Source organism: Halobacterium sp. BOL4-2, from assembly GCF_016917835.2.
GTDB classification, from domain to species: Archaea; Halobacteriota; Halobacteria; order Halobacteriales; family Halobacteriaceae; genus Halobacterium; species Halobacterium salinarum.
This window is the reverse complement of record NZ_CP070332.2, coordinates 85,366-103,223: the sequence shown is the minus strand read 5'-3', so window position 1 is coordinate 103,223 and position 17,858 is coordinate 85,366. Positions and strand designations below refer to the sequence as shown.

Here is a 17,858-nt window from a genome sequence, read left to right as displayed (position 1 = left end):
CGATAAGTGCTAAGGTTGCATGAAACTATTTGCTTGGTTCAGCATTCGTTCGATCTCTGCTTCCTTCGGCTCTTCATCAGACGCATGAGAGCATTTGTTTCGGACCCCAGACAGATATTGTAGTAGTCTATGATGATCATCGCTAATTTCTCCGGCTTCACTAAGTGTATGTGACAGAGTTGTGATTCCGTCCATATAATCGAAATCCAGTTCTTGAGAAGAAGATTCACATAGTGTCAGCAGATGCCGCTCAATAGCGACGCCAGCGAGCACTCCAGCAGCACGAACATCTCGATCGTTTAGCAACCGCTTCGCTTTTTCTAACTCTTCTGACATCAGGTCGCTCGAAACACGTTCAGTTGCCTTAAGTTCCCGAAATTCAATTCTTCCCGGGATCGCATTAATGAGTTGTTCTTGGAAAGCCAGAGCCATAGAAACCCGTTTACCGACCTCATCACTGCTACTAACGCCGTTCTCACTTAGATAATCCATATCCAGCTCAAGTCCCCGGCGAACCTGCTGGTACCTTTCTCGGAATTCGTCTGCCCTATCCGGTAAATAGTCTTCAATCAAGGGTATAGACTTGTTGTACCAACTTTCGTATTCAGCCAGAAGAGTGTATGGGTTTACATCACCGCCTCCGTGAGACCAGGTCTTAGTGTCCCCTGATTTATCAACCGAGATGTTTTTTAATCGATCAAGAAATTTTAATTGTATATTAGATATATCCTCCTGAAGATTGTTGACTTTTGTCTCGACTTGTCCCTGTAGTGAAGACATATATCAGGGGAGTAATGCTACCGAAATAAGCAGTTGGTATTCCGTGTCTTCCTTCCCGGAATCGCGTGTCCAGAGGGCTTCACGCGCTCAGAGTTCAATTCCAAGATATACGCACGAATCGGCGACCCTCGTGTCCATATATCACCGGTCACGTGTCCGGCGAGCTGGTCAAAGCTGCGGCGAGCAGGTAGATCACGCCCGAATCCCAGCGAATCACCCCGTCGAGTGAGCCAAGTGGACTCGGTTTTCCGGCCTGTGTGTACGAATCAGGAGTGACCGCAGCCGTCTCGAAAGCCATCACTCGACCCAAGCAGGCCGACGGCGACCCCTACTCAAGCAGTGGTTGAAGTACCGCTCAAAGAGACGGTTTCGGGAAGGACGGAAATCGCGTTCTCGGAGGGGAAAGACACCGCGAATCAAGCCTTGGCGCGGAGTAAGAACCGCCGAGGGAGTGGATGGGCCCTGGCGGATTTGAACCACCGCTCACCCGGTGTCCCACAGCGCCGCCGCATACGACGGCACTGATATGAGCCGGGGGCTTTGAACCGGACTAAGCTAAGGGCCCGCTGGCGATGGCTACCACCGGGAGTGTCTTTAGGGTATCGAACACTAGTCGGCGTACGAGCTGGCTGGCACGGATCGAAGAGGAAGTGACGCCGCCACCAGGGCTCGAACCTGGGACAACGTGGGTAACAACCACGTGCTCTACCAACTGAGCTATGGCGGCTCGCACCCTATCGTAACCCGGGGATTTTGAAATGGCTTTCGTTTCCCGGGCGGGGAGTCCGGGCATCGACACGGCTTAGACGCGGAGCGCCGAACGAGGCGTATGACCGACGCCGCAGCAGTCATCGAGCGCGTGCGCCAGCGCGTCGATCCGACGCCCCCCGAGCGGCGCGCGCTCGCGGCGGCTGCCAGCCGGCTCACCGAGCGCGCCGAGGCCGCGATCGCGGAGCTACCCGTGGCCGCCGACGTGGTACAGGTCGGCAGCACCGCCCGTGGCACGTGGGTTGCGGGGGACCGAGACATCGACCTGTTCGTGCGGTTCCCCAGCGACCTTCCCCGCGAACAGCTAGGGACCTACGGCACGACCGTGGGCGCGGCGGTGCTGCCGGACGGCCACGAGGAGTACGCCGAACACCCCTACGTGACCGGGACGTTCGAGGGCTACGCCGTGGATCTGGTGCCGTGTTACGACGTGGCGGCGGCCACCGAGATCAAGTCCGCGGTGGATCGGACGCCGTTCCACACCACCTACCTCCAGGAGCGCCTCGACGACGACCTCGCCGCCGACGTGCGGCTGTGCAAGCAGTTCCTGAAAGGGATCGGCGTGTACGGCAGCGACCTCCGCACGCAGGGGTTCTCGGGGTATCTCTGCGAGCTGCTGGTCGTCGAATACGGTGGCTTCCAGGCGATGCTGGCGGCCATCGAGGACTGGCAGCCGCCCGTGGTGATCGACCCCGCGGCCCACCAGCAGGCGTCGTTCGACGATCCGCTGGTGGTCGTGGACCCCACCGATCCGGAGCGCAACGTCGCCGCCGTCGTGTCGGCAGCGAACGTCGCCACCGTCCAGCACCACGCCCGCCGGTTCCGCGCCACCCCCAGCGAGGACGCGTTCACGCCGGCGTCCCCGGCTCCCCTGGATGCGGCGGCGCTGCGCTCGCACATCGACCGCCGCGACACGACCCCGCTGGCGGTTGTATTGGACGCCCCGGACGTGGTCGCCGACCAGCTCTACCCGCAGCTCTATCGGTCCCGTGATGGGGTCGTGCGCGGGCTCCGCGAGCACGGCTTCGACGTGGTGCGGGCGGCCGCGTGGGCCGACGAGCGCGCGGTGGTGTTCGTGGAGCTTGCGAGCGCCGAGCTGCCGGCCGTTGAGCGCCACGTCGGCCCACCGGTCTCCGTGGGCACCCACGCCGAGCGGTTCTACGAAACGTACGCCGACGATGACGGCGTCTACGGGCCGTTCGTCGACGACGACGGGCGGTACGTCGTGGAGCGCGACCGGGACGTGCGGACCGCCGGTGGGTTCGCGCGCACCGAACTGGGGACGGTCGCGCTGGGCGCGCGGATCGAGTCCCGGGTGGCCAGCGGCGACTACGACGTGTACGTCGGCGATGCCGTTGTGGCGGCGTTGCTGCCGGAGTTCGAGAGTGAGCTGGCGGCCTACGTCGACCCGAAGGCCTGATGCGTGTCCCGAACACGCTCGAAGAGGTCGCGCACGCTGTCACTGACGTCGTCCTCGGGCTCGGTTGGGTCGCGCCCGTCGAAGGTCTCGTGGACCGTGCTGACGCCGTCAGCGAGCGTGTCGAGGCTGTACCCGCCTTCGAGGACGAACGCCAGCGGGGCGTCCGTCCGGGCGCTGATGCGGCGCACACGGTCGGTGAGCATCGCGTACCCCTCCGTCGAGAGGTGGAGGCGTGAGATCGGGTCGTGGTGGTGGGCGTCGAAGCCCGCGCTCACCACGAACAGATCCGGGTCGAACGCCCGGATCGCGGGCGCGATGAAGTCGTCGACGGCGGCCGCGTAGTCGGCGTCCCCGGCCCCGGTTGGGAACGGGAGGTTCAGCGTCGTGCCCGCGCCGTCGCAGTCGCCGGTCTGTGCGACCGACCCGGTGCCCGGGTAGAGGCCGTCCTCGTGGATGGACGTGTAGAAGACGTCACCGCGGTCGTAGAAGATGTCCTGGGTGCCGTTGCCGTGGTGGACGTCCCAGTCGAAGATCGCGACCCGATCCAGCCCGTGGGCGTCGAGGGCGTGCTGGGCGGCGACGGCGGCGTTGTTCACGAAGCAAAACCCCATTGCGTCGTCGGTGATCGCGTGGTGGCCGGGGGGCCGCCCCAGCGAGAACGGCGTGTCGCGGCCGTCAGCGCCGTCCAGGGCGGCGTCTATGGCGTCCATCGCGAGGCCTGCGCTGGCGCGGATGGCCGGCCACGTGGACTCGGTGGCGGCGGTGTCGGGGTCCCAGCTGCCGCCGCCGCGCTCGCAGAACGACCGCACCTCGGTCGCGTAGTCGGGATCGTGGACGGCCGTGATGTCGGATAAGTCGGCGTCCGGGGCGTCCTCGTAGGTGACGCCGTGGCGCTTCTGGAGGCCACGCTTGATCGCCCGGAGGCGGTCGGGGCTCTCGGGATGCCGCACCCCCGGGTCGTGTTCGAGACACGCCTCGCTGAATCCGAATCTCATTCCACGAGCGTGACGTACGTCTGTATGTCTTCGGCTTGGACGGTGCGGCGGCCGGCGTGCTCGGCGAGCACCGCTGCGCCGTCAGCGATGTCGGCGGCGTACGCCTCGAGCACGCCCGCGAGCGCGACGCGTGCGTCCTCGGACACCCGGAACCGGTCGTCGATCTCCAGGCGGGCGATGCGGTCGACGGGGGCAACTGGGAGTGCGAGGTCGCCGCGGCGGTCCGGTGCCGTGTCGTCGCGCGGGCGCACGACCCCCTCGAAGTCGGACGCCATCAGGGTTTTTCGGCCGTCCTCGCGTGCGGCGGCGGCTGCGTCCACGGCGAGGATCGCCCCATGACGCTGGATGCGGCGCGCGAGTTCCTCGGCCGCGCCAGCGCTCACTCGCAAGTCACCCGCGTGCCCCCGGATGAGTGAATCCACCGGGGCGAACGGGAGTTCGACGCTCATGCGTCACATCGTGGCGCTCGCACGCTTAATTGTTTCCGTTACCTCGACGCGAGTCACGACTCCGTGACGTCGTCGGCGTGGAGCCGGCCGTCGTCGAGCGAGCCGCGGACGGTGACCTCCTGGCCGAGAGTCACGTCGGCGTCGGTGGTGACACTCATCGTCTCCTCGCCGTCGTCCAGAATCAGCGGGTCCTGGGCCTGCACGACGACGCCGGTGAACTCCACGGGCGTGTCGCTGCGTGGGGCCTGTGTGTCGGCCGCGTCGTCGGTGGCGGCGGGCTCGTCGTCGCTGTCGGCACCGAACGCCGCCAGCCCGCGGTCGGGGCCGTCGCTGCCGGCGGCGGCGTCGTCCTGGGTGCTGTCCGACAGCGGGATCACCGACGCCTGCCAGCCGGCCGACGCCTCGATGTCGTCCTGCCAGCCGTCCTGGATCTCCACGTCGAGGGCCGCCACTTCGTCGCCCGGGCCGACGTCCAGATCGGCCTTTTCGCCCCACAACGCAACCCGAATGTCGCCGGTGTCGTCCTGCAGGCGGACGTTGCGTACCTGGCCCTCGCTGCCGTCGTCGCGGTCGAACGTGCGCGTGGGGTCGACCGACCGAACGACGCCCGCGATGTCCGCGGTGTCGTCCTGTTCGAGGCTGTCGATGGACGTGGTGTCCGGAACGAACGACACGTCGGCGTCCGGGACCGGCGTGACCGCGCCGGTGTCCCCGACGTGGAGTTCGAGGCTGCCCTCTCGCTCGCGGACGTATCCGTCCACGATCTCGACGACGGCCCCGGCGTCGAGATCCGTCGCGGTGTCGGCCTGGTCGTCCCACAGGGTCACTCGCACTCGGCCGGTCTCGTCGCCCACCACGAGATTCGACACACGACCCTCGCTGCCGTCGTCACGGTCGAACGTCCGGACGGCCTCGGTGTCCAGGACCTCCCCGACGAGGGTCACGTCCGAAACCCCCAACGAGAGGTCGGCGGCGTCGTATTCGTCCTGGATCTGGACGTCGATCTGCTCGTCGGCGTCGAGTTCGACCTCGTCGGCGCTGACCTCCAGGCCGTTGTAGCCGTCCGTCGGCCGCCCCTTGATGCGGAGCACGTCCCCGGGGGCGAGGTCGTCGGCGGCCGCGGTGGCCTGTTCGTCCCACAGCGAGACCCGGACGTCGTCCGTTTCGTCGGCCACCGTGACGTTCACCACCCGCCCCTCGGCGGCCGCATCGTCGTCGTCGTCGGCGTCCTCGCGGTCGAACGTGCGGACGTCACCCACGCGGGTGACTTTCGCGATGAACTTCACCTCGTCCATCTCGGAGTCGATGTCCGCGACGCCGTTCACCTCGCCGTCGTCGATCTCGTGGGCGATGAGCATCGCCGCCGTCTCCTCGTCGGCGAGCCCCCCCATCTGTTCGACCTTCGACTCGACGGCCTCCCGGAACTCCTCGATAGACACGTCGGTGTCGAGGTCAGCGTACACGTCCTCAATCGCGCCCATTGTCGGTTCAGGCCAAGGCGACGGCCACCATAAGCGTTTACGGTGTCCCGATGGGTGCAGCGCGTGCGCTCGCCCACCACCATGAAAACGACTGTCATCGGGCGGCACGATCGTAACCGCTTTACGTAGCCCCGGGCTACACCTGAGTGAGTCCGGATAGGGTAGTGGACTATCCTCTTGGCTTGCGGAGCCAGGGACCGGCGTTCAAATCGCCGTCCGGACGTTCTCACAGTTCCCACCCGGCGAGCGCCGGCTGTGCGCTGTCGGCGTGATCGGCCGTGGGCGCGGCGCTTTTTCCACGTGGCCGCCAACGCAGCGGTATGGATGCGCCACTGCGTGCCGGGATCGCCGTCTACAACGCCGGCCACCACCGGGCGGCCCGCGACGCCCTGGCGGACGGCTGGTTGGCTCGTTGCCGGGACGACGACGCCGAGCGCCACTGCACAGCAGCCCTACGGGCGTTCGCCGCCGCGGTCGTTGCGGCCCACGATCACGACCCACAGGCGGTGCGCGCGCACTGCCGACACGCCCGCGAACAGTTCGCGTGCTGCCCTGAGGATGCGGGCGTCGACGTCGGGGCAGCGGACGCGGCGCTCGACGCGCTCGCCGACGACCCGGACCGCGTCACCGACGCTGGGGCACCGCCGCTGGTCGTGTCTGGGACCGCGATCACGCCGTCCGCGCTCGGCCCACCGGCGGCCGTAGAGGCCGCGGTGGTGCTGGCCGACGCCGCCGGCTACCAAGCGGACGAGTTCAAGGCCGGCGTAGAGTACGCACGCGAGGAGCTTGCCGACGGTGATTACGGCGCCATCACGGGGTTGCTGTGTGACTTCGCGGCGGACGCCGACCACCGAGCGATGATCGCGACGCGACTCCGACAACACGTCCGCCGGAAGCAACGCCGGGAGGCGGACGTCGCCGGACTGTTCGACTGACCTCAGACGGCGTGGACGGCGATCACAGCCGCAACACCGAGCACGACGATGCCGACGGCGCGAACCACCCACTGCATCCAGCCGGGGATCAGTTCGGTGCCGCCCGCGGGGCCGTCGTGTCTGCGCCGCCGGGTCGACCCGAGGAACACCGACAGGCGTGCCACCGTCGTCGGGGCGGCGACCATCGCAACGCCGAGCACACCCCCGAGGACGACGGCGAGCAGCTCGCGGAGGCCAGCACCACTGTCACCGACGATCTCGATCACAGCGCTACGAACGGAGGCGCTGGATGCGCTTCTCCGTTGGCGGGTGCGTCGATACGAGTTTCTGGAGGACGCTCGTGTCCGGACTGGAGATGCACAGCGCGCTCACCTGCTGGTCGAGCCCGTCGTCGTTGCGCTGGCCGCGCTGGCGCCGCCCACGCCCGCGGGAGGTGCGCTGGCGCTGCTGTTGGGCGGCCTGCTCGTTGCCCTGGCTGATCTTTTCGAGGGCGCGCGCGAGGGGTTCGCCGGTCCCGATGGCGCGGCGCGCGTCCGCGTCGGCGACGTACTCGCGGTAGCGACTGATCGCGAGCACGAACAGCGTCACGAGGAACTGCACGAGGTTCCCCACGACGATCGCGAGGAAGAAGTCCGCGAGGTCGTTGTCGCCGGAGAACAACACGATGTACTGGGCGACGATCCCGACGATCGACGCGATGCCCTGCCCGAGCTGCATGGTCACCACGTCGCGGTTGGCGATGTGCGAGAGTTCGTGGGCGAGCACGCCGTCGAGCTCCTCGTGTTCGAGGATGTCGATGAGCTCACGCGACACCACGACGGTGCCGTTGCCCTTTCGGCCGACGGCGAACGCGTTGGGGACGCCCATGTTCGCGACTTTGAGCGTTGGTTTCTTGATCCCCATGTCGCGTGACAGCGACTCCACGCGGCGGTGGATCCGGGGGAACTCCTGTTCGTCCATGTCCTCGGCGCCGACGCTGCGCAGCGCCATCCACTTCCCGACTTTGTACTGGACGCCAACGAGCACCACGCTCCCCACGATGGCGATCGCGAGGATGGTCTGGTTCTGACCGAAGAAAAACCACGCGGCAGCGATCGCGACCGAGTAGAACGCAAAGAGGATGGTGCCGACGATGGCCATCCGTATCTTGAGGCCGGTATTTCTCATACGATCCACACTAGTTCGTCATGCCATATAAATCCAGTTGGGGATAGTGAGCCACACAGAGAGAGTTGGGGAGTCGAGATCTCAGGAGGGAGTGGTTCAATGCGCACAGAAAGAACTAGAGTACGGCAGTCAAATACACCGATGAGCAGCCAGATGGAGACGACCCACCGACACGCCGTGTATGGTTACGAAACGGCGATGCGAAAACCAGTGCTAAGCTCCGTTTTGTTTAACGGCCTCAGCTGCCGCCGGAGAGTTTCTCGTCGCCGTCCCACTCGGCGGAGTTGTCACGGGGCTCGTAGCCGAGCGCGTCTTTGGCACGCGCCAGCGAGTAGTATTTGCGGTCGTTGTCCGAGATGCCGTAGACCACCTCGTAGTCGTAGTCCGCGCTGAGACAGCGATCAATGAGGTGCGCGCAGTCCCGGGGGGACAGCCACATCGCTTGGCCGCGCTCGTAGTCGATGGGCGGGTGGCCCGCGGTGAGGTTGCCGATGCGAACGGCGGCGAACGTGAGGCCGTGCTCGTCGTGGTAATACCGGCCGAGCGTTTCGCCGGCGGCCTTCGAGACGCCGTAGAGGTTCCCCGGACGGGGGCGTTCGGTGCCGTCCAACCGGAAGTCGTCGTCGCTGCGGTAGAGGTCGGGTTTGCGGTCCGTCTCGTAGTGGCCGACGGCGTGGTTCGAGGACGCGAACACGACGCGGTCGACACCGGCGGCCAGGGCGGCGTCGAGGACCGTCCGCGTGCCATCGATGTTGTTCCGCAACACGCTCTCCCAGGGGGCTTCGGGGCGGGGGTCGCCGGCCAGGTGGACGATCGCGCCCACGTCGCTGGCGGCCTCACGCACCGCTGTTTCGTCGGTGATGTCGGCCACGACGAACTCGTGGTCGGGGTCGTCGGTGGGCGGCTCGCGGTCGAACAGCCGCCACGTGTAGTCGTCGCCGATGCCGCCGAGGATGGCTTGCCCGACGCGCCCGGAAGCGCCCGTGAGGAGGACCGGCTCGTCCATTCGAGTAGTCATCCGCCCGACTGGGGCATCAATGGTACGGTTCGGTCCGTCGGGCCGGATGCCAACAGTGCTTAGGCGTGGCCGCCCCCAGCCGGGGTATGGCGACTGACGCTCAGCAAGCCTGTTTCGAGGCCGGAATCAAGTTCGGCGCGCTCTACCACCAGTTCGCGGGCACGCCGGTGAGTCCGGCGAGCGCGCCGAGCCTGGAGACCGCGATCGAGGAATCAATCCGAAACCAGCCGTTCTGCGAGGGCGTCGCCGTCGACATCAAGACCGACCGCTTGGACGTCGAACACGGCTACACGGAGCTCACGGGCGAGTACATGGACGTCGAGTTGCGCATCGACTACGAGGGCACGACGGTCGCCGCCGAGATGGCGATGGACGACGGGTATCCGTTGATGCGGCTGGCGGAGATCGACCCGTAGCGCGGGCGTGCTTTTAACCCAGCGGCGGCCGAACGCCGGGAGTATGAGCCAGTCATCGCTGGACGACGACGAACTGTTCGGGGAGGCCGCCGAGGAGATGCGGGCCGACGTGGAAGGCCACATCGAGGCCGCCCGGGACGCGCTTCCGGACGACGACGCCCTCTGGGAAGTCGACGACGGGGGCAACACGCTCGGAGTGCTGAACACGCTCAAAACGGCGCTCAACACCGAGGAGGTGGCGTCCCACGTGCGCGACGCGAAGAAGGCGTTCGTGATCGGGCAGCGCGCGGACGCGTTCGACGGCGACGACCTCGCCGACGACTTGGCGGCCATCGAGGACGTGCTTGCGGACCTCGAAGCCGCCAGCGAGCACGCGGGCGCGCTGGCGGAGACGCTGCCGGAGCTGCGAGGCGCGCTTCCCGACGAGTAACCACGCGCCGGTTATCGGTGTGGCAGTGGAGCCGTCGTGTCGCGGTCCGCGACGGCGGCGAGCAGGGCACACAGCGACTCGGTCGCGGCGTCCAGCAGCGCCGCCCCGCGATCCGCGTCGCCCGCACGGGGGTCGCCGACAACGCCGTTGTCGGTGAACGCCGCGGCGTCGGCGGCGAGGTTGGCGTGTGACACCCACTCCCCCCAGGCGTCGGCGCCGTCCTCGGCGGCCGCCTGGACGCGGTCCTCGCGGATCAACTCGGGGTCGGTGTGCCTGAGAAACGCCGTCTCCAGGGGGCCGGCGTGGCCCATGTCGCTGCTGTGGTCGCCGACGGCGTCGAACCACGTGAACGGCACCGCGTACGCGTCGTCCTGGCGCGTGATCGTGGCACAGACTTCGCCCAGCGCGGCGGTGTTGCCGCCGTGCCCGTTGACCACGACGACGCGATCCCAGCCGTGGCTCGCGAGGCTCCCCACCACGTCACGGACGGTGGCGCGGAACGTGTCCGGGGCCACCCACAGCGTCCCTGTGAACTGGCGGTGTTCCGCCGACACCCCGACGGTGATCGGCGGCGCAACGATCACCTCGCCGTCCGAGTAGGCGTCCGCGCCGGCCGCCGCGACCGCGTGAGCGGTGATGTGATCGGTGCCCAGCGGCGCGTGTGGGCCGTGCTGTTCCGTGCTGCCGACGGGCAGCACCGCGAGATCCGTGTCGACGCCGTCGGCGTCCGTCCAGGTTGCGTCTGCGAGCCGCATACGCGACGGCACGCGCCCCCGGCGCTTGTAGGCTGCCATCCACCGGCTAGTCGTCGTCCTGGTCGTCGACGGTCGCCTGGCGTTTGGCCGCGCGCTCGATGAACTCGTCGGGCAGCTCGTCGATCTCGCCGGCCTGCACCCCCCAGAGGTTCGCGTACAACCCCTCGTCGCCGAGCAGGTCGGCGTGGGTTCCGCGCTCGACGATCTCGCCGTCCTCCAGGACGACGATCTGGTCGGCGTCCTTGATCGTGGACAGCCGGTGGGCGATCGAGAACGTCGTGCGGTCCTCCGTGAGGCGGTCGAGGCTGCGCTGGATGAGCATCTCCGTCTCCGTGTCCACGTCGCTGGTGGCCTCGTCGAGCACGAGGATCTCGGGGTCTTTGAGGATGGCCCGCGCGATGTCGATGCGCTGGCGCTGCCCCCCCGAGAGCTTCACGCCGCGCTCCCCGACCTCGGTGTCGTAGCCGTCCGGGAGGTTCTGGATGAACTCGTGGGCTTCCGCGGCCTTCGCGGCGTCCACGACGGCCTCGCGGTCGGCGTCGAAGGTGCCGTACGTGATGTTCTCCTCGACGGTGCCGTAGAACAGGAACGTGTCCTGGCTGACGTAGCCGACGTGCCGGCGCAGGCTGGGCAGCGTCACCCCGGAGATGTCCTGGCCATCGACACGGACCGCGCCCGCATCGACGTCGTACATCCGCAACAGGAGCTTCAATACCGTGGATTTCCCCGCGCCCGTCGGGCCAACGAGCGCCAGCGTGTCCCCGCCGTCAACCTGGAAGTCGATGTGCTCGACGATGGCGTCGTCGTCGTCGTAGCCGAAGCGCACGTCGTCGTAGACGACGCCGCCGTCGTCAACGACGAGCTCGTCGGCGTCCGGGTTCTCCTCGATGCGGGAGGGCTCGTTCATCAGCCCGAAGATGCGCTCGCTGGACGCGCGCGCCCGCTGGTACATGTTGATGATCTGGCCGAACTGCGCCATCGGCCAGATGAACTGCTGGCTGAGCAGGATGAACGTCACGAACTCCCCGGGGTCGAGCGTTCCGGAGAAGAACATCGGCGGGCCGGTGGCGACCCAGATGCCGCCGATCACGAACGTCAACACGAACCCCACGCCGGAGATGATGCGCAGCGCCGGGAAGAACTTGATGCGGATGGTGATCGCCCCCCAGTTGGCGTCGAAATACCCCTGTGAAACGTCGTCAACGCGGTCCGACTCGTAGCGCTCGGTGTTCGACGTCTTGATCACTTGGATCCCGCCGAGGTTGTTCTCCAGTCGGGAGTTCAGATGCCCGACTGACGACCGCACGTCGGCGTACTTCGGCTGGATGGCGTTCACGAACCGGTAGGTGAACAGCGCGATGATGGGCACCGGCAACATCGTGAGAACGGCGAGTTGCCAGTTCACGACGAAGAGGTAGACGCCGATCGCCAGCACCATCACGGACAGCCGGAACGCCGAGTTCAAGCCGTCGTTGAGGAATCGCTCCAGGCGGTTCACGTCGTTCGAGAGGATGGACATCATCTCGCCGGTCTGCTTGGTGGCGAAGAAATCCATGTTCAGGCGCTGCATCTTGTCGTAGGTGTCGGTCCGAACGCGGTGCTGGATGTGCTGGCTGAACGAGTTGAACCCCCAGTTGCGGATCCAGTGGAACGCCGCCCCCAACAGGAACGACCCCGCGATCAGTCCCCCCATGAACAACAGCCGGTCGGGCTTGCTGCTAGGCACGACCGACTGCGGGAGGAACGGCAGAAACGCCTTGTTCCCCTGGATGACGGAGTCGATGGCCAACCCGAGCAACACGGGCGGCGCGAGATCCAACACGCGCGCAAACACCGACGCCAGAACGGCGACAACTGCCTGAAAGCTGTGATCGCGCCCGTACTCGTCGAACAACTGCACCATGGCGTTGTCGACGTCCGCGCGCTGCTCCTCGAAGGGATCGTCGTCACCCTCGTTGTCCGGTGCAGTACTCATGTTCCTGACCGAACGTGAGCCCCCGGCAAAAGCGTTTCCTACGAATCGAAACACGCCGGTTGATTGGTTACTCGCCGGCCGCAGGGATCCGCACCCGATCCCCAACCGAGACGTTGTGCGCGGCCGTCCAGTTGAGCGACACCTCAAGCACCCACTTGCCGTGCCCCTCGTAGCGGGTCAACGGCCCGTCGCCGTCGGGGACCGTCGCGTGATGGATGCTCGTGATGTTGCGGTCGGCCCCCACGTAGATGATGTCGATCGGGAACGCCATCGACCGCATCACGTACGCGCGGCTGCCGGCCCGCTCGTGCACGAACAACATCCCCTCGTCGGCCGACAGCGACTCCCGAGTGCTGAGCCCGGTGTAGCGCTCGCCGCGCGTCGCTGCGACCGCGACCGCGACGCTGCCGTGTTCGACACCCGTGTCCGCGTCGACGACGGTGACCATCGGCGCATCTCCGGACTCCGGGGTCGATGGGGGATCCTGGGCGGCCATCGGCGGCCCACCACAGCCGGCACCGACGACGAACGCAGCGACAACGAGGACGGTCCACCTCATGCCGACGTGTACGCCAGCGGCGGCTTTGGTCGTTGCGGCGAAAGGAAACCGTTTTTGCGACCGAACGGCACGATACGGGTACGGGTTCGTGGTCTAGTCGGTCATGACGCGGCCTTTACAAGGCCGAGGTCGGTGGTTCGAATCCGCCCGAACCCACTCACGTTCTGGTGGTCTAGATTCGCCTGAAAGCGTGAGGATTCGGGTGTTCTGAGGTGGACTTGGAACCGCGATTCCAACCACCAGGTAAACACCCCTCCTCGCCATCTTGCGGTTGGGTGTAGAGTCGTGCGCACGCCACTTAGTGACTGGACTTTGCTTAAGTACACCCTCACAAGAGATAAATAGGGGATTTCTCGTGGGCCGTACTATGGGTAACGACAACCCAGGCGAAATCGACTTCGACGCACAGTTCGCAGACGACGACAAACTCGTCGACGAGGCCGAAGAACACGTCCACAACCCCTCCAAGAGCTACGTCACGCACAGGACCTGATGCGATGCACGACGTACAGTCCGTATCAGGACACGATGGAGGCGCTGGTGGCAACCACTGATGGCGTGGAGACGGTCTGGACGGCGCTCAAGGTCAAGCCAGACCACTCGGTAAACTCGCCCCTGATGGAGGACATCGTCGCCATCAGCACCGACTAGCGGCAGGGACAGTCCTACTCGCGACGGTGCGAATCCAGCGGTTTAGAGTCCGAGACGTAGATTTTGCTGTTGCAGAGGGTGCAGCGGTGCCACCGCGGGTCGTCTTCGTCCTCACAGGTGACGTAGTGTTCGTATTGGTACTTTGATGGCTCCATGCACGAACCCCTCGAATGACCGTCGAAAGGTTTGTTCCCGGGGTGAAGTCGCCGTATAATGTCCAGGCGAGAATAAGAGAGGGTGTGTCGTATCGAATGATGCCAGGAGACGACCAGACGACCATGCGTGTGGACATCGCCGACACCCAAGCCGTCGCCCGCGGGGACGACCCGGAGGCTGCGGTGGAGGCAAAGTTGAGAGCGGCGAGAGAGGTGCTGGCGGTGAGGAAGTCCCAGCAGGGGGCGGAGGGCCCGCCGACTGTGCCCGCCCACGTGTCGTCCCCGCGATTGGCAAAGCTGACTGAGACTCAACTGCGCAAGCACATCGACCGCCTCGAAGCCGACCTGCAGACGGTGAGGGAGGGCTGGGAGGCAGTCGAGGGCGGAGGTGAGGAGTGATGGAGGACTCGTGGACGGTGACGGTTGACATCTTCGACGTTCGGTTGACGCACGATGTCTCAGAGGGAGAGGTGAGGTTGGAGGGGGCGGCGTGCAACTGCGACATCCCTGAGGAGGTGTGCCGCCACGTCGCCTTAGCGGATTCGAGGGTGCGGGCCGTGTTCGACGAGACCGCCACCGTCGAAGGACTGGAGGGCACCATCACCGCCGCCCCAGCACAGTGGGTGCCGCTCGTGGATGAAGAGGGAGTCGAGGCGTCCGACACGCCCGTCTGAATTGACTCAGGTCAGTCAGTTGTCGTTTGGTCGCCACGCAAAGGGCGAGTCGAAGATGTGGACATCTCCGTCCGCATCGACAGTCAGCCAGATATGCCCGTTCTCGGACTCTGCTTGGATTTTGGCCGTCTCAGGCTGCATCTCTGCGGTATAGACGTTTGTAACGCTATAGTCGATGCCGCCGAATTTGATGATGTCACGCACTGTAACTTCGTCCCATTCTATGGTTTCTGCAGACGACCTGTAAGCGGGTGGTCGCCAGTGAACAAGGTGTAATCTGGTCGGGGTGTTTTTCCCCATACGGCCACGGAAGCAAGTATGGAAATTTCAGCATCACAGGCGCAATTGGCGACCTCCGTAGCTTCAGTGGTGTTTTCGGGAGTGCTGGTCTTGGTGACCTTCCTCTACTATCGAGAAACAAAGGCTCACACGGAGGAGATGGCGGAGTCACGGAAAGCTGAGTTCAAACCAGTTCTGAAGGGAACTGTCGAATTAAAGCTCGGACTTCACAACCGCTTCTACATCGAGAACACAGGGAAGGGCGCTGCGCACGATGTTGAGGCGAAATGGGGGTTCGAACATCTTGGACAAGAGGTGGATTGGGCGATTCCGTTGGTCAACCCGGGGCAACGTCACGAATTCCCACTACCGTTCGGTGAGGGAGTGAATTCTCCAACAACCCATGACGGAATCTTATCCGAATTGGAAGGGACAGACGGCATACTCTACTTTGAGTGGACTTGCGAAGATGGGTTGGGGAACGAGATTGAAGAAAGCGAGACGATTGACGTAGTGAGAATGGTAGAAGCCCGTTCGGGAGGGGAGTTTGTGATGAAGGACGAACAGAGGGAAATTCGGAAAGAATTGGAGGATGTTACCAGTGCCATAGAGGATGTGTCTGACGAGCTTAGCGAGCAAGGGAGTGGTATTCGGGAGACCGAAGCGGTGAAGAAGGAACTTCAGAAGATGGGGGTTGCCACTCAGGAAGAACTCGCAATGGCGACCGGACTATCCCGAAGGAGGATTGCGGGAATCACGTTCGGTCTAAAGAAGGCGGGTATTGCGGATTACGAGGAACCAGAGGATGGCTACTGGGTTCATTCTGAATCGTCAAACAAGAAGGTTGAGTGGATAGGATACTGAGCGATTCAGCGTCTTAGACGCTGCACATCGTTCTCAACCTCGCTGACAATATCGGCGACCGAGTACTCGGTGTAGTATACGATTTGAGCCAGCCAAGCGATGATCTAAATGTGAGGCCCGGAGAAGAGGGCGGCTTCGATGTCTTCGTGAGGGGCATTCATGCGCTCTTATCCTCGTCTCTGAGGTCGGGTGACTCGTACTCATGTGCTGTCAGGAGGGGGTTGCGCCCTTCTTCGGTGTATAGGATAATTCCAGGTGGATCGGTGTGGTCTACTTCACCCCACATATCGGGCGTCACGTCTTCGTCAAGTGACTGCTTAATCATTCGCTCGACAAAGCCCGTTCGCTCGGAGCGGATGCCCTCTCGGGTGTTGAAAATGTAGTTGAAGCGGTCTCGGAGGGAGAGGTCTCGACTCATCGACTCTCACCCTCTGCCGGGAAAGCCCACATGGATGGGTGTTCGATAGCGATACGGCGGGGATGGCGGCCTACAGTTCCTGGCCGGTCGGGCGGATCAGGAGTTCGTTGACGTCCACGCGCTGTGGCTGGCTCGTCGCGTAGACGATGCCGCGCGCGATGTCATCGGGGTGCAGCATGGGCAGGTCCATCTCCGCGAAGCGTTCGAGGACTTGCTCGTCGGGCACGTGCGTGGAGAGTTCGGTGTCGACAGCCCCCGGTTCGATGATGGTGGTGCGGATGTCCTGGCTGGTGAGCTCCTGGCGGATCGCGTCGGTGAACGCGTTCACGCCGAACTTGGTGGCGTTGTAGCCGCTGGAGTCGGCGTCGGCCTGCCGGCCGGCGACCGAGGAGACGTTGACGACGTGGCCGGCGTCCTGGTCTTGCATGATCGGGACGACGGCGTGGGTGAGGTTCATGAGCCCGAGCAGGTTGACTTCCACCATCTGGCGGAGGTTCGAGCGGTCGGCCCGCTCCAGCGGTTCGAGCAGCATGACGCCGGCGTTGTTGACGAGGATGTCGATGCGGCCGTACTCGTCGACGGTCTCCGAAACGAGGTCGTCGATGGCGTCGTCGTCGGTGATGTCCGTGGGGACGACGAGCGCGTCACCGTCGGTGTCCTCGATGCGGTCGGCGAGCGCCGCCAGTTCGTCGGCGCGGCGGGCTGCGAGGACGACGTGGGCGCCCTCCGCGGCGAGTGCTTCGGCGGTGGCCTCGCCGATGCCCGAGGACGCGCCCGTGACGATTGCGACGTCACCGGCGAGTTCGTGGTCGTGTGCGGACTGCGCGTCTGTTGGGTCTGAGTCGGCTTCCATCACGTCGTCGTACGTGGTGCAACCACGAGCGTGCTGTGTTTACCAGTACGGGGATTTATATACAGGTGGTGTGTGCGGTGGGCAGGCCAGCAGTGGCGTGCACGTCACGGAGCATGCATCGGTCGGGCGTGCTCGGGGCCGACGGTTTCGCCGATGAGCTGGCGTTCCGCGCGGCGCAACAGGTCCGACGCCGCGGCGGCCGACACACCCAGCTCGGCGGCGAGCTCGCGGGTCGAGCATTGCCGCGGCGAGTCGTAGTATCCACGGGCGAACGCCGTCCGGATGGCGCGATACTGTTTGTCCGTGAGACCGAACTGGTCGCGCTCGCCGGGGTGTTCGGGGTCGGATGCGATGGCCACCAGCTCGAACGGGATGTCGTTGACCGCACACCGGTCGCGGAGCGTGGCCAGCGCGTCGTAGTCCGAGAACACCTTCTGTTCGTGGATGCCGTCGGCGGTCACGGTGGCCTCCAAGGCGACCCCTTCGAACTCTGCCGGATCGTGGGAAGCAACCAGGCCCGTGGTGTCGGCGACGATGATCCGATAGAACCAGCCGTCGGCGGTCGCGCCGATCTCGGAGACGCTGGCGACCTGTGGGTGCGCGCGCGCCTCGTCCTCGAAGGCCGCCTGTGAGTCAGCGGCGACACGGATCGTGAACAGCAGCCGCCCGTCGTCGAGCGGGACGGAGTTCGAGATCGAGAGTTCCCCGCTGGGGATCGCGTCCGCGACGCTGACCAGTGGCAGGTCGGGATCTGCAAGCAGGATCTCAGCGACGATAGCCATGGGGCTGTCTCAGGATTCACGTCGGATAAACGAG

At 65.0% G+C, this 17,858-nt stretch carries 23 protein-coding genes and 4 tRNA genes; 11 read left to right on the top strand and 16 right to left on the bottom strand.

The genetic code is table 11. The features are described 5' to 3' along the window. Nucleotides 1–9: 9 nt before the first annotated feature. From JRZ79_RS13685 to JRZ79_RS13675, 3 genes are all read right to left on the bottom strand, one after another. On the bottom strand, nucleotides 10–780 hold the full coding sequence (locus JRZ79_RS13685; RefSeq protein WP_205252365.1) for a hypothetical protein: 771 nt from the start codon (nucleotides 778–780) through the stop codon (nucleotides 10–12). A gap of 456 nt (nucleotides 781–1,236) precedes the next feature. Next, a tRNA-Ile gene (locus JRZ79_RS13680) sits at nucleotides 1,237–1,345 on the bottom strand. Nucleotides 1,346–1,434: 89 nt separating this feature from the next. Further along, nucleotides 1,435–1,507 (bottom strand) — tRNA-Asn (locus tag JRZ79_RS13675). A 102-nt stretch (nucleotides 1,508–1,609) separates the two neighbouring features. Between JRZ79_RS13675 and cca the strand changes: the two genes are divergently transcribed. Next, nucleotides 1,610–2,968, top strand: a complete 1,359-nt coding sequence (cca, locus tag JRZ79_RS13670; protein WP_205252364.1) for a CCA tRNA nucleotidyltransferase — start codon at nucleotides 1,610–1,612, stop codon at nucleotides 2,966–2,968. Here cca and JRZ79_RS13665 read toward each other — a convergent pair. From JRZ79_RS13665 to JRZ79_RS13655, 3 genes are read right to left on the bottom strand one after another with little or no spacing between them, the layout of a single operon-like run. Beyond that, entirely contained in the window at nucleotides 2,947–3,963 is a 1,017-nt protein-coding gene (locus tag JRZ79_RS13665; protein WP_010902051.1) for a histone deacetylase, read from the bottom strand. The genes cca and JRZ79_RS13665 overlap by 22 nt on opposite strands. Then, complete coding sequence (locus JRZ79_RS13660) at nucleotides 3,960–4,412, bottom strand: histone family protein (protein WP_205251359.1); 453 nt, start codon at nucleotides 4,410–4,412, stop codon at nucleotides 3,960–3,962. Before JRZ79_RS13660 ends, JRZ79_RS13665 begins: the two co-directional genes overlap by 4 nt. A 53-nt stretch (nucleotides 4,413–4,465) precedes the next feature. Continuing rightward, nucleotides 4,466–5,893: a single-stranded DNA binding protein gene (locus tag JRZ79_RS13655; RefSeq protein WP_205252363.1), complete on the bottom strand. Its 1,428-nt coding sequence runs from the start codon at nucleotides 5,891–5,893 to the stop codon at nucleotides 4,466–4,468. 150 nt (nucleotides 5,894–6,043) lie between these two features. On the opposite strand from JRZ79_RS13655, the gene JRZ79_RS13650 reads away from it, so the two are divergent. Both JRZ79_RS13650 and JRZ79_RS13645 read left to right on the top strand, forming a co-directional pair. Further along, nucleotides 6,044–6,116, top strand: a tRNA-Arg gene (locus JRZ79_RS13650). A gap of 97 nt (nucleotides 6,117–6,213) precedes the next feature. Further along, a complete protein-coding gene (locus tag JRZ79_RS13645) occupies nucleotides 6,214–6,828 on the top strand; it encodes a hypothetical protein (RefSeq protein WP_205251356.1) in 615 nt (204 codons plus the stop codon). Nucleotides 6,829–6,830: 2 nt separating this feature from the next. Here JRZ79_RS13645 and JRZ79_RS13640 read toward each other — a convergent pair whose 3' ends face one another. The 3 genes from JRZ79_RS13640 to azf form a co-directional block, all read right to left on the bottom strand. Next, nucleotides 6,831–7,094 carry a hypothetical protein gene (locus JRZ79_RS13640; protein WP_229373386.1) on the bottom strand — a complete coding sequence of 88 codons (264 nt, stop codon included), beginning with the start codon at nucleotides 7,092–7,094 and terminating at the stop codon, nucleotides 6,831–6,833. A gap of 4 nt (nucleotides 7,095–7,098) precedes the next feature. Then, the gene (locus JRZ79_RS13635; protein ID WP_010902046.1) at nucleotides 7,099–7,968 is read right to left on the bottom strand and encodes a M48 family metalloprotease; all 870 of its coding nucleotides are present in this window, start codon (nucleotides 7,966–7,968) and stop codon (nucleotides 7,099–7,101) included. A 265-nt stretch (nucleotides 7,969–8,233) separates the two neighbouring features. Next, the gene (gene azf, locus JRZ79_RS13630; protein ID WP_012289099.1) at nucleotides 8,234–9,001 is read right to left on the bottom strand and encodes an NAD-dependent glucose-6-phosphate dehydrogenase Azf; all 768 of its coding nucleotides are present in this window, start codon (nucleotides 8,999–9,001) and stop codon (nucleotides 8,234–8,236) included. A gap of 98 nt (nucleotides 9,002–9,099) precedes the next feature. Here azf and JRZ79_RS13625 point away from each other — a divergent pair, with 98 nt between their 5' ends. Together JRZ79_RS13625 and JRZ79_RS13620 are read left to right on the top strand one after the other, a co-directional pair. Beyond that, the gene (locus tag JRZ79_RS13625) at nucleotides 9,100–9,429 is read left to right on the top strand and encodes a dihydroneopterin aldolase family protein (RefSeq protein ID WP_205252362.1); all 330 of its coding nucleotides are present in this window, start codon (nucleotides 9,100–9,102) and stop codon (nucleotides 9,427–9,429) included. Between the two features lie 43 nt (nucleotides 9,430–9,472). After that, a complete protein-coding gene (locus JRZ79_RS13620; RefSeq protein WP_010902043.1) occupies nucleotides 9,473–9,859 on the top strand; it encodes a DUF5790 family protein in 387 nt (128 codons plus the stop codon). Nucleotides 9,860–9,870: 11 nt separating this feature from the next. Here JRZ79_RS13620 and JRZ79_RS13615 read toward each other — a convergent pair whose 3' ends face one another. The 3 genes from JRZ79_RS13615 to JRZ79_RS13605 all read right to left on the bottom strand — a co-directional run bounded on the left by JRZ79_RS13615 (nucleotide 9,871) and on the right by JRZ79_RS13605 (nucleotide 13,148). Next, nucleotides 9,871–10,614 carry a creatininase family protein gene (locus JRZ79_RS13615; RefSeq protein WP_136361072.1) on the bottom strand — a complete coding sequence of 248 codons (744 nt, stop codon included), beginning with the start codon at nucleotides 10,612–10,614 and terminating at the stop codon, nucleotides 9,871–9,873. Between the two features lie 46 nt (nucleotides 10,615–10,660). Beyond that, nucleotides 10,661–12,589, bottom strand: coding sequence for an ABC transporter ATP-binding protein (locus JRZ79_RS13610; protein WP_010902041.1), 1,929 nt, complete (start codon nucleotides 12,587–12,589; stop codon nucleotides 10,661–10,663). Nucleotides 12,590–12,656: 67 nt separating this feature from the next. Then, nucleotides 12,657–13,148, bottom strand: a complete 492-nt coding sequence (locus tag JRZ79_RS13605) for a DUF192 domain-containing protein (RefSeq protein ID WP_010902040.1) — start codon at nucleotides 13,146–13,148, stop codon at nucleotides 12,657–12,659. Between the two features lie 82 nt (nucleotides 13,149–13,230). On the opposite strand from JRZ79_RS13605, the gene JRZ79_RS13600 reads away from it, so the two are divergent. From JRZ79_RS13600 to JRZ79_RS13585, 5 genes are all read left to right on the top strand, one after another. Continuing rightward, nucleotides 13,231–13,304: transfer RNA gene (locus tag JRZ79_RS13600), tRNA-Val, on the top strand. 211 nt (nucleotides 13,305–13,515) lie between these two features. Beyond that, complete coding sequence (locus tag JRZ79_RS26120) at nucleotides 13,516–13,641, top strand: hypothetical protein (RefSeq protein WP_010902039.1); 126 nt, start codon at nucleotides 13,516–13,518, stop codon at nucleotides 13,639–13,641. Continuing rightward, a complete protein-coding gene (locus JRZ79_RS13595) occupies nucleotides 13,641–13,799 on the top strand; it encodes a hypothetical protein (RefSeq protein WP_010902038.1) in 159 nt (52 codons plus the stop codon). Before JRZ79_RS26120 ends, JRZ79_RS13595 begins: the two co-directional genes overlap by 1 nt. Nucleotides 13,800–13,969: 170 nt before the next feature. After that, nucleotides 13,970–14,353 carry a hypothetical protein gene (locus JRZ79_RS13590; protein WP_010902037.1) on the top strand — a complete coding sequence of 128 codons (384 nt, stop codon included), beginning with the start codon at nucleotides 13,970–13,972 and terminating at the stop codon, nucleotides 14,351–14,353. Beyond that, nucleotides 14,353–14,628 carry a hypothetical protein gene (locus JRZ79_RS13585; protein WP_010902036.1) on the top strand — a complete coding sequence of 92 codons (276 nt, stop codon included), beginning with the start codon at nucleotides 14,353–14,355 and terminating at the stop codon, nucleotides 14,626–14,628. The genes JRZ79_RS13590 and JRZ79_RS13585 overlap by 1 nt, the downstream gene beginning before the upstream one ends. Nucleotides 14,629–14,643: 15 nt before the next feature. Here JRZ79_RS13585 and JRZ79_RS13580 read toward each other — a convergent pair whose 3' ends face one another. Next, the gene (locus JRZ79_RS13580) at nucleotides 14,644–14,832 is read right to left on the bottom strand and encodes a hypothetical protein (RefSeq protein ID WP_049892474.1); all 189 of its coding nucleotides are present in this window, start codon (nucleotides 14,830–14,832) and stop codon (nucleotides 14,644–14,646) included. Between the two features lie 189 nt (nucleotides 14,833–15,021). On the opposite strand from JRZ79_RS13580, the gene JRZ79_RS13575 reads away from it, so the two are divergent. Continuing rightward, entirely contained in the window at nucleotides 15,022–15,771 is a 750-nt protein-coding gene (locus JRZ79_RS13575) for a hypothetical protein (RefSeq protein WP_227970902.1), read from the top strand. Between the two features lie 157 nt (nucleotides 15,772–15,928). Here the strand turns inward: JRZ79_RS13575 and JRZ79_RS13570 are convergent, their stop codons facing one another. The 3 genes from JRZ79_RS13570 to JRZ79_RS13560 all read right to left on the bottom strand — a co-directional run bounded on the left by JRZ79_RS13570 (nucleotide 15,929) and on the right by JRZ79_RS13560 (nucleotide 17,824). Beyond that, nucleotides 15,929–16,189, bottom strand: a complete 261-nt coding sequence (locus JRZ79_RS13570; RefSeq protein ID WP_049892473.1) for a hypothetical protein — start codon at nucleotides 16,187–16,189, stop codon at nucleotides 15,929–15,931. Nucleotides 16,190–16,259: 70 nt separating this feature from the next. After that, the gene (locus JRZ79_RS13565; protein ID WP_010902034.1) at nucleotides 16,260–17,042 is read right to left on the bottom strand and encodes an SDR family oxidoreductase; all 783 of its coding nucleotides are present in this window, start codon (nucleotides 17,040–17,042) and stop codon (nucleotides 16,260–16,262) included. A gap of 104 nt (nucleotides 17,043–17,146) precedes the next feature. Further along, nucleotides 17,147–17,824, bottom strand: a complete 678-nt coding sequence (locus tag JRZ79_RS13560) for a helix-turn-helix domain-containing protein (RefSeq protein ID WP_010902033.1) — start codon at nucleotides 17,822–17,824, stop codon at nucleotides 17,147–17,149. Nucleotides 17,825–17,858 lie beyond the last annotated feature (34 nt).

What these genes read in the sequence shown, in the direction of transcription:
- JRZ79_RS13570 (WP_049892473.1), bottom strand. Translation starts at nt 16,189, where the DNA reads ATGAGTCGAGACCTCTCCCTCCGAGACCGCTTCAACTACATTTTCAAC.
- JRZ79_RS13585 (WP_010902036.1), top strand. Translation starts at nt 14,353, where the DNA reads ATGGAGGACTCGTGGACGGTGACGGTTGACATCTTCGACGTTCGGTTG.
- JRZ79_RS13590 (WP_010902037.1), top strand. Translation starts at nt 13,970, where the DNA reads ATGACCGTCGAAAGGTTTGTTCCCGGGGTGAAGTCGCCGTATAATGTC.
- JRZ79_RS13605 (WP_010902040.1), bottom strand. Translation starts at nt 13,148, where the DNA reads ATGAGGTGGACCGTCCTCGTTGTCGCTGCGTTCGTCGTCGGTGCCGGC.
- JRZ79_RS13560 (WP_010902033.1), bottom strand. Translation starts at nt 17,824, where the DNA reads ATGGCTATCGTCGCTGAGATCCTGCTTGCAGATCCCGACCTGCCACTG.
- JRZ79_RS13565 (WP_010902034.1), bottom strand. Translation starts at nt 17,042, where the DNA reads ATGGAAGCCGACTCAGACCCAACAGACGCGCAGTCCGCACACGACCAC.
- JRZ79_RS13610 (WP_010902041.1), bottom strand. Translation starts at nt 12,589, where the DNA reads ATGAGTACTGCACCGGACAACGAGGGTGACGACGATCCCTTCGAGGAG.
- azf (WP_012289099.1), bottom strand. Translation starts at nt 9,001, where the DNA reads ATGGACGAGCCGGTCCTCCTCACGGGCGCTTCCGGGCGCGTCGGGCAA.
- cca (WP_205252364.1), top strand. Translation starts at nt 1,610, where the DNA reads ATGACCGACGCCGCAGCAGTCATCGAGCGCGTGCGCCAGCGCGTCGAT.
- JRZ79_RS13645 (WP_205251356.1), top strand. Translation starts at nt 6,214, where the DNA reads ATGGATGCGCCACTGCGTGCCGGGATCGCCGTCTACAACGCCGGCCAC.
- JRZ79_RS13625 (WP_205252362.1), top strand. Translation starts at nt 9,100, where the DNA reads ATGGCGACTGACGCTCAGCAAGCCTGTTTCGAGGCCGGAATCAAGTTC.
- JRZ79_RS13655 (WP_205252363.1), bottom strand. Translation starts at nt 5,893, where the DNA reads ATGGGCGCGATTGAGGACGTGTACGCTGACCTCGACACCGACGTGTCT.
- JRZ79_RS13635 (WP_010902046.1), bottom strand. Translation starts at nt 7,968, where the DNA reads ATGGCCATCGTCGGCACCATCCTCTTTGCGTTCTACTCGGTCGCGATC.
- JRZ79_RS13685 (WP_205252365.1), bottom strand. Translation starts at nt 780, where the DNA reads ATGTCTTCACTACAGGGACAAGTCGAGACAAAAGTCAACAATCTTCAG.
- JRZ79_RS13660 (WP_205251359.1), bottom strand. Translation starts at nt 4,412, where the DNA reads ATGAGCGTCGAACTCCCGTTCGCCCCGGTGGATTCACTCATCCGGGGG.
- JRZ79_RS13620 (WP_010902043.1), top strand. Translation starts at nt 9,473, where the DNA reads ATGAGCCAGTCATCGCTGGACGACGACGAACTGTTCGGGGAGGCCGCC.
- JRZ79_RS13615 (WP_136361072.1), bottom strand. Translation starts at nt 10,614, where the DNA reads ATGCGGCTCGCAGACGCAACCTGGACGGACGCCGACGGCGTCGACACG.
- JRZ79_RS26120 (WP_010902039.1), top strand. Translation starts at nt 13,516, where the DNA reads ATGGGTAACGACAACCCAGGCGAAATCGACTTCGACGCACAGTTCGCA.
- JRZ79_RS13665 (WP_010902051.1), bottom strand. Translation starts at nt 3,963, where the DNA reads ATGAGATTCGGATTCAGCGAGGCGTGTCTCGAACACGACCCGGGGGTG.
- JRZ79_RS13595 (WP_010902038.1), top strand. Translation starts at nt 13,641, where the DNA reads ATGCGATGCACGACGTACAGTCCGTATCAGGACACGATGGAGGCGCTG.